Consider the following 13,629-nt stretch of genomic DNA (forward strand, 5'->3'; position numbering starts at 1 on the left):
GGGATGCATGTTCTAAAAACAATCCGTTACAGTCGAAATGTAATTAACTACCCCCACTTTTATATGCAAATATCCAACAACGTATGTTTTGATGTATTGATAGATGATTTCTTTACAAATATCAACATAGATGCGAAATTAACTCCGATATCTAAAAAAAAGGTTCTGAGCCTAATCAATGGATGGGAAGAAGGGCTATGGCGTTATAAGGATTTTCAAAACTTTATATGGGATAATATTGCAGAGACAGCTCTTTCTTCAAGAGAAAGGGAAAGTCTAATTAATCAATCTTTGTTACTTGCGGCAGCTAAAAATCTAAGATTTATAGATAAAAATGCTAAAATAGGTCAAGCAAGTGAGCTTGCAGAAGTATTACTTTACGGCATAATGAAACATCATTATGGGGCTTTACCTGTAGTGCCAAAAATTTATTATAAACAAAACAATAGTGATAATGCAAAAGGTGCTGACAGTGTTCATATTGTAATTGATAATAGTAATGATTTTTCAATTTGGCTTGGTGAAGCTAAATTTTATAATGATATACAAGATAGTAGATTATACGATATTGTCAATTCTGTAAGTGACTCTGTAAATGCCGATAAACTGAAAAAAGAAAACTATATTATATCTAGAGTCAAAGATCTAGATGATTTAGTTAAAGATACAAACATGAGGAAATCTATCTTAGATATTTTAGACCAAAAGACTTCTATTGATTTATATAAAGCAAAACTTCATATTCCTATCTTATTGTTGCATGAGTGTAGTATAACTAATAAAACTTCTTTAATGACTCAGAATTATAAAGATGAAATTATTGCTTATCATAAAGACAGAGCTAATTCGTATTTTAAAAAACAAGTTAACAAAATGTCTAAATCTGTTCATCTATACTCGGAAATTTCATTTCACATAATATTATTTCCTGTTCCTGAAAAAGATAAAATTATTGAAAAATTTAATAGAAATTTAGAATTTTATAAAAATAATTAATATGGATATTTTCGAAACATGCGGAAAGATAAATTCATTATTAGTATCTGATAATGAAAACGAAGCTCGAGATGTATTAATAAAACTTTTAAATTTTTTAAAAATAAATGAAATACCTTATGATTTATTAATAAATCATTTAATACGGGAAACAGGACTATATCCTTATTTGAACTACGAGCAAGCTTCCTGGCAAGATAGATTTGTTTATGAAGCTTTCAAAGTAGATGTTGGCGGCGGTAACGTTATGACATTGCACAGAGAACAATCATCACTCCTTAAAAAGTTAATTAATGGTAGTAATATTGCTGTAAGTGCTCCTACAAGTTTTGGAAAAAGTTTTGTTATAGATGCATTTATTGCACTAAGTAAACCTAAAAATGTAGTAGTAATAGTTCCAACTATAGCATTAACGGATGAAACTCGTAGAAGAATTTTTAGAAAATTTTCTAATGAGTATAAAATTATTACTACAACAGATGTTGAGCTATCAAATAAAAATATTTTTATTTTTCCACAAGAGAGAGCAATTAGTTACATAGGAAAAATTAAAGATATTGATATACTTATTATCGATGAATTTTATAAAATTAGTTCAGACTTTGATAAAGAAAGATCACCTATTTTATTAAAAGCTTTAATTAAACTTGGTAAAATTGCTAAGCAGAAATATTTTCTTGCTCCTAATATTACTCATATCAAGGATAATATTTTTACTAAAGATGTTATTTTTGAAGATAAGCTAAACTTTAATACAGTATTCTTAGATAGAATTAATTCTTACGAAAATATTAATGGTGACGAAATAAAAAAGAGTGATGCACTTGTAAGTATATTAATTAATTCACAAGCTAAGAGTTTAATATACGCCGGTAATTTTAGTAATATTGAAAAAGTTGGTAATTTATTACTTGAAAAACTAGATACCAAAAAGGAATTTTTATTGTTAAACTTTTCTAATTGGCTGTCTTCTAACTATGATATAAATTGGAAACTTTCTAATTTAGTGAAAAGAGGGGTAGGTATACATAATGGTCAATTGCATAGATCCATAAGTCAAATTCAAATAAAGCTTTTTGAAGAAGTTAATGGCTTGAATACTATAATATCTACTTCTTCAATAGTTGAAGGTGTTAATACTTCAGCAGAAAATGTCATTATTTGGAAAAATAAAGATGGTAATCATAATCTAAATGAGTTTACATTCAAAAATATTATAGGGCGAAGCGGTAGGATGTTTAAACATTTTGTTGGTAAAGTTTATCTGCTCGAAAAACCTCCAATTGAGTCACAAACACAGTTAAATATTACGTTTTCAAATAGTATAGTAGGAGATTTAGATGAAGAAATATATAAAGACAATTTATCTAAAGAGCATATTGATAAAATAGTTTCTTTTAAGAAAGAAATGTTTGATTTGTTAGGTAAAGAAAAGTATATTAAACTTTTGAAACAAAATGTGTTTCAAAATTCTGATTCAGAATTTATTAAATCTCTAGCTACAGACATGCTTAAAAATCCTTCTTTTTGGAAAGGATTAGGAACTTTAAACTCAAATAATCCAAATGATTGGAAATCATCGTTGTTGTACAGAATATGGCAGTTACAAAAAGAGTTCGAAGTTAAGTATGGAGATTTTTTAGGATTTTTAAAAATACTTACCAATAATTGGATTCATCCTATACCAATACTTTTGCAGCAATCTGAAAATCTTAATGTTGGTATTGATAGATTTTTTAAATTAGAAAGAATTATATCTTTCAAGTTTTCTTCAATTGCAAATGATGTTAATATACTTCAAAAAGAAATACTGGACTATCATGTAGATATATCACCATTTGTTTCTAGATTGTCTCATGTATTTTTGCCCTCTGTTGTTTATCAATTGGAAGAATATGGTCTTCCAAGGATGATTTCTAGAAAGTTGCATTTACATGGAATAATAAATTTTGAAGATGAACATTTAACAATACATTCAGTAATAGAGTTTTTCAATAACTTAAATAAAGATGAACTTATTAATTCGTATTTTTTAGACGATTTTGATAAATACATTTTGAGATATTTTATTGAAGGAATCACTTATCCTGAATCTTATAATACTCGACTTGATATAATAGACATCTGATTGTTTTAAAATACTATTTAAAGTTTACTATGCTGTCTAATTATATTTTGCAGATGCTCTAGTATACTCGTCCTTTAAAGCATTAGTGACAGCCGACTGGATTCGCCAGCGTAGCCGATCCCGGACATTTGCCATAAATCGGCCTTTTTCGGCATTGTACCAGCTTCCCCGGTACTTTCGCTTGACGCTGGGAAAGCGTTTGCGGGACATGGCGATGGACCAGGCTAAGCGGCGAATGGCCGTGCGGTCGGTGGCAAACCAGCCCGCGTGGTGACGCTTGTAGCCGTTTAAGAACTGGAAATTCTCGAGACCGGTCTTGGCGACGAACCATTCCATCTCCGAAACGGGCGGGGCATGGCTTCGCCACTGGAGCCTTCGCATGTCCTTCATCCGGCCATAGGCTGAGAACTCGATCGAGACTTTCGCTACCATGGATACCGACTGGTTCAGGATGAAATGGCGGAAGGATTTCAGGAGCTCGTCGGTCATCCGGATGCCGTACAGCTCGATTTTTGCGGCAAACTGACGTTCGGCCTCTTTGGTGATGCCCTCCAGCTCGGCATTGATCGCGTCGTCAAATTCCTGCTTGGTGATTTCTAAAATGCCACTCATAATCTGCAAAGCGTTACCTGTGAGAGTTTGGGATCGTCCGAAGGGACCACTACTTTTTCAATGAACCAGTTGCGTCCGTGGGCGTACACGATCGGGCGTTCGGCAGACTCCCCCCGGAAAATGGACGAGAGTTTGGCCAGATCAGCGGGCGAAAGGGCTACGTCCCGGACGATTTTCAGGGCGTTGATCTGGAAGTTTTCTTCCACCGACCACCATTTTTGAGCCAACCCGTTACTCCCCGTTAGCCGCAAATCATAGCCATTCCAAGTGTTAGAAGCCAGCGGAACGCCGTTCACGAGTCCGTGCCAGAAGGCAATCCGGGGGCCAAAGGTTTTATCGCTCTGACTGTTGACGATGCCGGGTTGTTTGGAGTAGGGGAGTCCGTTTTGCATCAGATACGGTGCAAAACCGATCTGGATTTTGAGCAGACTGCCAGCCACGTCGTTGGCGGTTATGCCGGGGGTGGTGTAAGGAAAGAAGTACTCGTCTTTCGTCATGGCATCGTTGGAATCCAGGGTATAGCTGATCTCCAGACCCGACACGCCGGAAGGGGTACCCCCCTGTTTGCGTTGCATCTTTTCCGTCCAATCCAGAGCCGTGATGCCCCGAAGCCGTTCTGCACCAAATTCCAGCCGAAGCTTTCTCCGGTGGGTATCGAAAAAAGGCACAATCCGAAAGACCTTCAACAGATTAACGAGGAACCCGGCTACTGTATAGTTAGGCAGGTGCAGACGGGGCTGAATCGTAGCTCCTTCGATGGCCCGCGTGTTGCCGATGAGAACCCGGTTGAGCAGCTCGCTTTCCCAGGCTGCTCCGTGAAGGGTGATTCCGGCCAGATTAGCGAGTTTTTTCAGCACCCATTTGGCAAAGAAGTAGGGTACTTTTACCGAAGTTGTGTAGTCGCCAGAGCCATACTCATTCACTTTTCCAGTAAAATTACCAGGGTTTTGCCCGCCAAAATAATCCGGGTTGAGGACAGTCGGGAAAACAAAACCTCCGTTATTCCAGCTATTTTCTAACGTAGCCGAATAAGAGGCCGGTACCGGAATGCTTCCCAGATCAATTTCGGAAAGAGATCTCGATTGCAGGGTACCGAAAAATTCCTTCAGATTTACCGTAAAATCAAGGCTGTAGGATTCCGTCGCATCTCGCAGGATTACCCAGCCCTTTTCAATCAGGCTGGTATTGAGGTATTTTTCGCATAAAAAGAACTCCCGGCTGGTTTGTACCTGCGTATCGGCCAGCCAGTGCATGATCTCGTGGTTTCGCTGGGAGTGAAAGGGGAGCTGAATGTTGGTCGCTTTTGATCCGGTGAACGAATCCCAACCCGACATGGGGTTGAGAATCTCCAGATCATAGCCCGTATTCGGGTCCAGATCGACCGTTTTGCCGTCGATTCGCACTTCAAAATTCATCATAAGGGCGTGAATTTGATGTACATTTTTCCCTGATTAGCGATCGTTGGTGGGTTTGGCCCGTTCGATTCATTAATCATAATCACGTTTTCGTCGGTCTGATACGTGCGATTGAAAATCTCGGTACCGTTGACGTATACCTGAATCCGTATGGGCTTGTTGGTCGTCATGTTCAGTCGGTAAGCCGTTCCGGGGTCGCAGGGTAGTTTGATGTCGTTTGATCCAACCGGATAGATAATCGAATTAGGGTTCTGGCTGTAGCCGGCAAACCACGCATTCGAGTAAATCACTGCATCGGGCGAGCCCGTAATAATTGCTTGCCCTGCTGAAATACCACAGTTAACGCCTGAGATATAGCCGAAACGAGCATTGAATTTATTCGCAGGAATATTCGACATTTCGTAGAATTCAGGCCCGGCCAGGCAAGAACCATACTGATTTGCCCAATCCTGCGTATTGATGCGATCCCACTCGTTGCTGGCTCTCTTGTCGGCATCGGCCTGGCTGATTTCCGAGCCGAAACGTCCCGCCAGAACGAACACTTCGCCTACAGTACCCGTAGCGTTCGTGCAATTATTTCGCACGAAGGTGCCCGCTTTTCGAATTTCCGCATTCTTGAAAGGCGTGGTACCGGCGTCGCAGGCGGGCGACTTTTGGGGCGGGTAATAGCCTTCAGTGCCGGGTACGTTAGGCTTGGTGCTGACCGATTTAACGGGCTGCATGGTGTCCTGATAGTACAGCCGCAGTTTGGCGGCTCCCTGATATCCGTTCCGCAGGCCCGTACTCGAATCAATCTGGCAGTAGGGTTGTTCGGGAACCCACACCGTGGGGCGGGTGCTGGATGCCTGAGCGAGGGGGAGCTTGCTGAAGGCTGTGGCTTCTTTGGCGTGGCGAAAGGTGAAGCTACGCCCGTTCAGGTGTTCGTCGTCCTGTTGGGGTTGGTAGTTCTGGCTAGACGCTATGATTGGTATGAAGCCCTCCTGTGTAACGAGGTAGACTTTTTCGGCCCAGACCAGTTCTTCCATGTAATCAAGGGCGATTCCCTTCTGGTATCCGGTATTCAGCGTAATCGTGCGATCGCCGTTTTTGCTGGTTACAAATAATTCCTCCGAACTGGGTAAATAACCCGATTCCAGTGTTTTCTGAGCCAGATTTGTGGTTACGTTAAGCGAGGTTGAAGCCTGTCCGTAGCAACGCAGCGTATCAAAACCGCCCAGGGAGTTTTGGAAAATGAGGTAACGCACATTCCGGTTGTATTCATCCGAGAGGATATAGGTACGGATTTCTGAAATGCGATCGTCGTTTTCATTGTTAAGCCACACTTCGTAGGAGTCGATTTGCTTATTTGCACTCAACGCCCAGGTCTCAAGCGACAGGGATTGAAGGCCCACAGGAATGCAGTACACGCAGTTTTGTATGATGTCCTTTGCGACCTTCACGGTGCGGGTTTCGTAGGAACCATCGGTGTACTGAATCCGGCAACGCAACCGCAGCTCTTCGGGCTTGGGCTGCATGTTGATGAGAAAGTACAGAAACTCCGGCTGATCGCGTTCGACGAGCTTGTTATCTTCCTGCCAGGTGAGAAAGCGTTTGCCTTCACCAATCCAGTTGACGAAAAACAAATCCTTCCAGCCGGGAAACTGGTCTTCGTGCAATTTGGCCTTGATCGCAATTTCCATATCGCCGAACACTTCCGAACTGGGTACCGGATTAATCTGCGAATAGAGAAAATACGGCATGGTCAGCCCCGGGCAAACCGTGATGGCGGTCTGGTTGGCCGTGGGGGGATTCCAGTCGAGCAGGGCATCGATAAACGAGTGGATCTCGAATCGACAGCCTTCCAGAATCATCAGGCCGTTGTCGTTTCGGGGTGGGATTTCGGAGCCGGTGAGCGTATTGTACAGTTCATAGGCTCCTGACTGAAAGGCTCGGGGTTTCCAGATTTCAAGCAGGTAAGAAAGCCCACTGCGATCCACGACGCTTTCGCTGGCGGCATCTACCACAACGTCAATCGGGTTTCGCGATAACCGCAGGGGCAGGTAAGTCAGGTAGTTAGCAATCAAATCCATACTTAGCTGAATAAATGCGTGTTGACGGGAATCCCTAGTTGAAAATCAATGTCCCAGCCGTAAGCGGTGATGGTACCGACGCGATCGGTAACCCGGAGGGTATCCTCGTAGATTCTAAAAATGTATTTTGGTTGGCCGGGAACGCGAACCGAGTCTTCGTAATCCATGCGGATTTTTCCGATCACCTTTAGGAGCAAAGCCCAGGCATCGTTGCGAGCTTTGAGTTTGTCAGCCGGTTTTTCGCCAGCCGCTTTGACCTGCACGGAAAGGTGAGCCTGAAAGGTGTTCTCCCAGTATTGAGCCTGGTTGTTCATGAGGGTAGCCTCGAACATACCCAAGAACAGGACGGGGCCTTTGTAACGCTGATTGAAATACCCCTGAAGTTCCTTTTCGAAGTCGTCGCCGGCATCGAGGTACTGGTAATCTTTCAGCTCAGGGATGGATTCCTGAACGGTTTTGAGGTACGCATCGAGCGTAACCAGATCGGTGATAAGAGGCATTATTGGTATTGTTTTTCGGCTTCGGCCTGTAGTTCTTCGTTGGTAATGAAATCATCCAGCAGGGACGCCCAAAGCAGGTGTACAGGCATTTCACAAACCTTATCAAAATCGCCAAAACCACCCTCTTTTGCTACGTTTTTGAGCATCAGCACCCAACCCCGACCGTCTTTATACCGAGGCTCTTTTTTGCCGCTCTTGCCAAAAAATTCCGGGTACATTTCCAGAAATCCGTTATTCATCTGGACGAAGTAGTTGAGAATGGCGATTTTGTCATCGAGGGGCAATGCCAGACGGCGGGAGCGATCGAGCATTTTTGCCTCATTGAAGGGTTCCCGCACATCGCCGTTCCAGTCGTTAGAAGCCCTGAATTTTTTTAGGTTCTTCCGTTCGGGTCGGCATAGAATGAAAATGAGCTGATCGAGTGCCTCTTTTTTAGGCTCGTCCGGGTGAGCGTATTCGGTGAAGGCAATGTTAGCCAGGGCCAATTCCAGAGCAGATGTATTGCCGTAGGCCGGGGCGGGCAGGTGATAGTTGACGCCTTTGATCGTGAAAAACGCAAAGGGTTGCTGCTGTAAAGGCACCTCGAAAATCCATTTGCACTGCTCCTTGAGCCACCACCATTCGTCGAGACTCATGACGAGTTTCTTCCAGAAATTGGGCTTGCATCGAAGCATGATCTGTACGACGTGTTCCCATATTTGCCGGTTTCGGAGTTCTTCCCGTAACATATTGAAGGGAGCCAGTTTGCGAAGCTGTTCAGGTTTACACTCTTGCCAGCTTTCCGGTACCAGAAAGGTGTTAGACTTGCCTTTGTTGACGAACTTTATTTTTTTACCCATGGCCGCTGAAGGTCTGAAAGTTTATTCTGAGTCACTTCAATTCGGGCCTGGAGGTCTGCATACGAAGGGTCAGACTCTGGCATATTTTTAATTGTCTCCTGAAAACGCAGGAGAATGGATACCAGATCACTGGTAGACAGAGCGTCCAGATTCAGCTCTTTATGAAGCTGAACCATGCGGGCGTGTTGGGTCTGAAGCTCTTTTCGGTATCGTGCGTGCCGGACACTATGAGAAGTATAAGAAATGCCGAAAACGACAATAAGGAGGATTATTGGTATTATGATACAATAGCCGATAAGCTGAGCAAGGCCGTCCAGGAATGGGATAAAAAGCATGAGGAAAGTAGAGTTTTGTGTGGTGACAAACCTACTTTCCTCATGCACGTGTGAATAGGACGAAAACGTCAGTAGAATTTAGCCAGCTTCCCGGCCAGAAAGATATTGAGGGCAACCGAACCCCATCTCCAAAGATTTGCTTTAAGCAAGACCCAGCGAAGGGCTTTGAACTCTTCCGTTTTTACCCGTACCACTTCCCTGAATTTGTTGTTTTCGATGGTCAAAACAACGATGGTACCGTTTGCCTGTAGCAATGCTCTTTCCGCTTCCGTTTTTAAAGCCCAGTTCGCGTCTGCATCAATTTTGGCTTTAAGGGCGGCTTTGGCTCCTTCTTCCGTCATGACGTAAAAGCCTCGAGGCATGAGCTTCTGAAGGCTGGACGTAGTTGGGGGGAGCGAATCAGCGACGGCGATAGTTGAACACGCTATCGAGGGCGGCTTGAAGCTGAGTATCACGCAGACTATCCACGCGAGCATGATCCAACTTCCTTTCCACCTCGATCTGAATGATTTTGTTAGCGGTAACGGAGTCATATTTGTGAACGACAACAGTAGGAGACGTTTCCTTTTCAATCTTATCAGCGATGCGATCGCCGATTTTATTAATGCTCCGGCAGGTTTGTACGCCAGCAACCAGGGCAATTAGAACAGCGATCGCACTGAATACGAGAACGATTTCCTTATACTTAATCCAAAGGCGTCTCATGATTAGTTAATGATGCGGATGAAACAGAGAATTTCCCGTCTCAGCCGGGTTTTAGGCCATACGCCTTGGTTCTGATTCAGTTCACCCCTGGGAGCTCCGGTGTTGCCTTCGTAAGTATAGACGAATGGAAAGCCCGGATTGGGGTGAGCTTCGACGACCAACCCCCCGTGGCTTCCCCAGGTGAAAATGGCGACGTCGGCGGGCTTAATGGCTTTGCCTGTGGGTACCCGTTTGGATTTGGCCGCCTTCCAGTTGCGAACCGCAGCGGGACCGGGGATGCCGGTCTTGATGCCGTTTTCGGTAAAGCAATAGGTTACGTAGGCCATACACCACATACGGGACGTCCAGGATGCCTTCTTCATACCCGGATAACCGATCTTGTCGAACATCTCGGTAATCATGGGATGGTCGTTGTGGTTGTGCTTTTCCTTTACGTAGAGTAAGGATTTGGCGGTTTTTACAACTTTTGCCCGTGCCGAATCGGGGTCTATCCGAAGATTACCTGCATCAGCATAGTGAAAACCCAGGCAGGCAAGGCTACCGAGAAGGAAAAGAAGGCGATACGTTGCCATGGCTCAACTTGTTGTAAGTCGTTTTGGAGTGAGAAAGGAGACTGAAGGCGGTTATTCCAGTAACGATACTGATCCGGGAAAAGCAGTTTGAGGGTAACGATTACGGCCAGAAACGTGAGAGCGAAAGGCAGGATGTTGGTGATTAGCCGCAAACCCACGCTGTTCATCATCCGTGAAGCCGAATCATTGTCCTCCGACTGGACCAGGCTTGTCCCTACCATCCAGAATAAGATGGCCGTGCCGATCACCCAGGCGATCAATCCCCAAATGCCTTTGGTGGTAGAAAGAAGGCTAGTCGATTCTTCTTCTTGCATTTCTTCAGGGGCTTCCGGGATGATGATTCCCAGGTTTGATGCAAGTAGGGCGGCTTCGGCTTCCGCAGTTTTAGCCTCGTTGACGTAGTTGACAGCCGTTTCAGGATCTTTCGTTTCGCGGGCTAACTGACGAAGGGTTTCTGCTTTCGAAATACATTCATTTCGGCGATTAATGTTTTTGGTGCGAAGCTCCTGAGCTTCTTGCTGAAGCCGGGCTTCAATTTGAACCTTCTGTTGCTCATACTCAGCTTGTAACTCTTCTAAGGTTACAGGCTTGTTTTCAGGAAATTGATTTGATGATTCCATAGTTGTTTGGTCTGAACCGCGAAGCACCTGAGGCCCGTGGTACCGGTGTTTGTGATTGTGCATGGGTTAACGCATTCGGATGACCTGCGTATAGTCTTTGTTTTTGTCGAAAATGGACTGATTGGAAGGGGGCTTGTAAGCAGTCGAATTCTTATAGAGAGGGAGCTGGTCGGCGTTTGCCAGGAGGAATTTTTTCAATTCGCTCAATTCGCCTTCTGCTTCACTTTTCACCAGATTTTTATACTCTTGGAACTGCTCGTTGGTAGGGGCTTTGGCGTTATTGATTCCGTCGAATTCCGATAAAACCCGCAAACCGCCCGTGGGAAGCGAAACGATTCGGAGATAAGGGAGAGCGTTTTTGTAGGCCACCCAGCTTGACGCCCTGCCAATCTTTTCTATCAGTTCCTTTTCAACGCTGGTAAGCAAAGACTGAGCTTTCAGTTTAGCCTTCAGATCATCGAATTGGGGCCGTCCGGTTAAGGCCAGAACCGAGCTTTCCGATTCACGCAGGTACCATTTGAGCGTTAGCCACATTCGGTAAGAACCGTTGCTTTGAGGCATATAGCGAGCTAGAGCGGTACCCGAATTGACAAACAACTCCGTCGCATCTGCATAAGCTGATGAATTACGCCAGTCGTCGAATTTGTCTGCGTTGTTGAATAAGTACTGGAGCAATTCTTCGATGGCTTCGGCCGACTTATCAGCCGCTTTATTGATGCGTTTTTCTAGCACGCTTTGCCGGATCGGGCCGTTGTCGGCTGTCGTATTTTCTACGAGGCCGTTATCTCCATCCGTCCCGGCAGACATGGGTAAGAAGTCGGCATACCCCCACCAGACGGTAGCCCGCTGAACGTAGCTGAACAGAATTCCGAATTTGGGATCAGTCCAGGTGCCGGCTTGGTACTGCTGAGTGAGGCTGTTCATGATCGCATCGCCAACGATTTTGCGAATCGTGCGTTCACCGTCCTTCATTGCCGCCTCAAAGCGAGCGAACGTAGCTCCTGCGGATATGGAACCGCCCAGGTACAGGCGAATTTCATCGATGTCTTTTACGATCATGCGTTGTTAGATTTTACCGTGCGGGAGCCGGTCGGGCTCTTATCGAGGGTTTCCAGCAGGATGTTATTAAAGCCGAAAAATTCGTTGTCTTTCAATCCGAGCGGCTTTCGCATGATGCGGTTCAGCACGTCGAGCAGCATCTGACGACTGCGAGGAGTACGGTAGAATTGCTGGTATTCGGCGGCAACCCGAAGCTCGGAGCCGGAACCGCCCATCATCTTTCCATCTGAAACTCCGGCTAGACTAGATAGAATGCCCCCGGCGTTAGCGAAGGCCATCACGGCGGCACTGTATAGCTCGGTGTATTCCTTACCGGTCATCAGCCGTGGAATGGCGTCAAAGCGGATGTATTCCTGTAGTTTACCATCGATGCCCATTGGTACTTCATCGTAAATGATCCGAAGCTTTCCGTCGCCACCGTGTAGAAGCGTGTCACACATGGCATAAAAAGCGTCCCGGTATTTGGCTTGGGCTTCTTCATCGTCCAAAATGTTCTCAATGCGGAACATGGTATCGAAGTAATCATTGGCAATCCGAACGATGTAACCCAAGTTTGACTCGGTATCGAGGCTATTATTGTGCGTTTTCGGGATACGGTTAGCGAGCTTAATCCAGTCAGCCGCCGCCCACCATCGGGCGTAGCCATAGTAGAACTGGCCTGATTGAAAGCGGTGGCATTGCAGGATGGATTCGACCTGAGCGTTCGGATTTGAATAGTCAAATGCCGGAACGGCGTTGGCGTTTTTGTTCCAACCCGTCCAATCGGCAGACGTGAGGAAAATCTTCTTTTTCGAGCCTTCCTTCACTTTCTCGCATCGAACGGTGAGCGGGTCGAGAACCTTTACTTTCCGCTTGATTGTGCCCTTTGTATCGTTTGATACGTTAATGAACGCATTGGCAGTCTCCCAAATCGAAGTGCCGAAGGCATCCACGAGCGTAGGGATTTCGGCCTCGATCAATTTTTCCCGCGTTTCCCAATCGTCTTTGGGTGTCATGATCAGCGTGCCGGTGCTGTCCACGGTATGCTGGAATACACCTACGCCGGCACCGAAAAAGAAGTCAATCGACGTGTCGATCAAGTTGGCTATATCCCCGTTTGAACGGAGCAACGCGATCATTTCGTTAGGTAGCTTGTTGTTAGAACCCCACTTGTATACGTCGTAGGTCTTTTTTGCGATGGTGACCGTACTGCCACCCTTGCCTTTTACGCCGGTATTGTCATCGAACTGCTCGCCCGTGATTGTGACTTCAGCACTTCGCTCGAAGTTGAATCGTGTGTTTCCTAACTTTTCCATCAAAACCGATGATCAATTTTTTTTCCGTTCCAGCTTAACAGGAGTGGTATCCAGATTTCGAAGGGCTGACCGTTCACGGTGAAGTGCATTTTTCCAGCGGTCTTCACTTCGTGCTGTACCGAGGAATGATCCTTCTTTGTGCCGGAAGGATCACTACCAGCCCTGCGGGTGATGTTGTGCTTTTCTCCAAATTCCCCACCGGCTTTGCGGTAGGTGATGGAGATCGGAGTATCACGGCCATTCACTCCGAGCTGACGATATTCAGCCCATACCTGGCTGAGATAAATTCCGAAAACCATTCACTTTTTTGATACAATGATCCGGGGAAGACAGGACGATGAGTAGGACGGAAAAAAATAGGGTCAGTTTTTTGGGGTGATTCCGGTGAGCAAAAAGGGCAACTTTCAAGAGGTCAACGACTTATCCCGAAAACCACCCCTTTTTATTCCGGTGTACACTATAGTCATGGCCCGCCCTTTAACGT

At 45.1% G+C, this 13,629-nt stretch carries 15 protein-coding genes; 2 read left to right on the plus strand and 13 right to left on the minus strand.

All coding sequences use genetic code 11. The features are described 5' to 3' along the window. The first annotated feature begins 63 nt into the window (after positions 1-63). Both QE357_RS08545 and QE357_RS08550 read left to right on the plus strand, forming a co-directional pair. Positions 64-996 carry a DUF1837 domain-containing protein gene (locus tag QE357_RS08545; RefSeq protein ID WP_309706668.1) on the plus strand — a complete coding sequence of 311 codons (933 nt, stop codon included), beginning with the start codon at positions 64-66 and terminating at the stop codon, positions 994-996. Position 997: 1 nt separating this feature from the next. Then, the gene (locus tag QE357_RS08550) at positions 998-3,124 is read left to right on the plus strand and encodes a DEAD/DEAH box helicase (RefSeq protein ID WP_309706669.1); all 2,127 of its coding nucleotides are present in this window, start codon (positions 998-1,000) and stop codon (positions 3,122-3,124) included. A 36-nt stretch (positions 3,125-3,160) separates the two neighbouring features. Here QE357_RS08550 and QE357_RS08555 read toward each other — a convergent pair whose 3' ends face one another. The 13 genes from QE357_RS08555 to QE357_RS08615 form a co-directional block, all read right to left on the minus strand. Beyond that, positions 3,161-3,736, minus strand: coding sequence for a hypothetical protein (locus tag QE357_RS08555; RefSeq protein ID WP_309706670.1), 576 nt, complete (start codon positions 3,734-3,736; stop codon positions 3,161-3,163). Next, the gene (locus QE357_RS08560) at positions 3,733-5,154 is read right to left on the minus strand and encodes a hypothetical protein (RefSeq protein WP_309706672.1); all 1,422 of its coding nucleotides are present in this window, start codon (positions 5,152-5,154) and stop codon (positions 3,733-3,735) included. The genes QE357_RS08555 and QE357_RS08560 overlap by 4 nt, the downstream gene beginning before the upstream one ends. Next, positions 5,151-7,220 carry a DUF5977 domain-containing protein gene (locus QE357_RS08565; RefSeq protein WP_309706674.1) on the minus strand — a complete coding sequence of 690 codons (2,070 nt, stop codon included), beginning with the start codon at positions 7,218-7,220 and terminating at the stop codon, positions 5,151-5,153. Before QE357_RS08565 ends, QE357_RS08560 begins: the two co-directional genes overlap by 4 nt. Before the next feature lie 2 nt (positions 7,221-7,222). Beyond that, the gene (locus tag QE357_RS08570; protein ID WP_309706676.1) at positions 7,223-7,720 is read right to left on the minus strand and encodes a hypothetical protein; all 498 of its coding nucleotides are present in this window, start codon (positions 7,718-7,720) and stop codon (positions 7,223-7,225) included. After that, positions 7,720-8,559 carry a hypothetical protein gene (locus tag QE357_RS08575; RefSeq protein ID WP_309706678.1) on the minus strand — a complete coding sequence of 280 codons (840 nt, stop codon included), beginning with the start codon at positions 8,557-8,559 and terminating at the stop codon, positions 7,720-7,722. The genes QE357_RS08570 and QE357_RS08575 overlap by 1 nt, the downstream gene beginning before the upstream one ends. After that, complete coding sequence (locus QE357_RS08580; protein WP_309706680.1) at positions 8,544-8,894, minus strand: hypothetical protein; 351 nt, start codon at positions 8,892-8,894, stop codon at positions 8,544-8,546. The genes QE357_RS08575 and QE357_RS08580 overlap by 16 nt, the downstream gene beginning before the upstream one ends. 68 nt (positions 8,895-8,962) lie before the next feature. After that, positions 8,963-9,256 carry a hypothetical protein gene (locus QE357_RS08585; RefSeq protein WP_309706682.1) on the minus strand — a complete coding sequence of 98 codons (294 nt, stop codon included), beginning with the start codon at positions 9,254-9,256 and terminating at the stop codon, positions 8,963-8,965. A 37-nt stretch (positions 9,257-9,293) separates the two neighbouring features. Beyond that, a complete protein-coding gene (locus tag QE357_RS08590) occupies positions 9,294-9,599 on the minus strand; it encodes a hypothetical protein (RefSeq protein ID WP_309706684.1) in 306 nt (101 codons plus the stop codon). Positions 9,600-9,601: 2 nt separating this feature from the next. Next, a complete protein-coding gene (locus tag QE357_RS08595; RefSeq protein ID WP_309706686.1) occupies positions 9,602-10,171 on the minus strand; it encodes a CHAP domain-containing protein in 570 nt (189 codons plus the stop codon). Further along, positions 10,087-10,791 (minus strand): hypothetical protein, encoded by a 705-nt coding sequence (locus QE357_RS08600; protein ID WP_309706688.1) that lies wholly within the window; start codon positions 10,789-10,791, stop codon positions 10,087-10,089. Before QE357_RS08600 ends, QE357_RS08595 begins: the two co-directional genes overlap by 85 nt. A gap of 66 nt (positions 10,792-10,857) precedes the next feature. Then, positions 10,858-11,850 (minus strand): DUF6712 family protein, encoded by a 993-nt coding sequence (locus QE357_RS08605; protein WP_309706691.1) that lies wholly within the window; start codon positions 11,848-11,850, stop codon positions 10,858-10,860. Beyond that, positions 11,847-13,145 carry a hypothetical protein gene (locus QE357_RS08610; RefSeq protein ID WP_309706693.1) on the minus strand — a complete coding sequence of 433 codons (1,299 nt, stop codon included), beginning with the start codon at positions 13,143-13,145 and terminating at the stop codon, positions 11,847-11,849. The genes QE357_RS08605 and QE357_RS08610 overlap by 4 nt, the downstream gene beginning before the upstream one ends. Further along, positions 13,145-13,444, minus strand: coding sequence for a hypothetical protein (locus QE357_RS08615; protein WP_309706695.1), 300 nt, complete (start codon positions 13,442-13,444; stop codon positions 13,145-13,147). Before QE357_RS08615 ends, QE357_RS08610 begins: the two co-directional genes overlap by 1 nt. Positions 13,445-13,629: the final 185 nt, after the last annotated feature.

Origin of the sequence: Siphonobacter sp. SORGH_AS_0500, from assembly GCF_031453245.1 — a bacterium.
In the GTDB taxonomy this organism is placed as follows: Bacteria; Bacteroidota; Bacteroidia; order Cytophagales; family Spirosomataceae; genus Siphonobacter.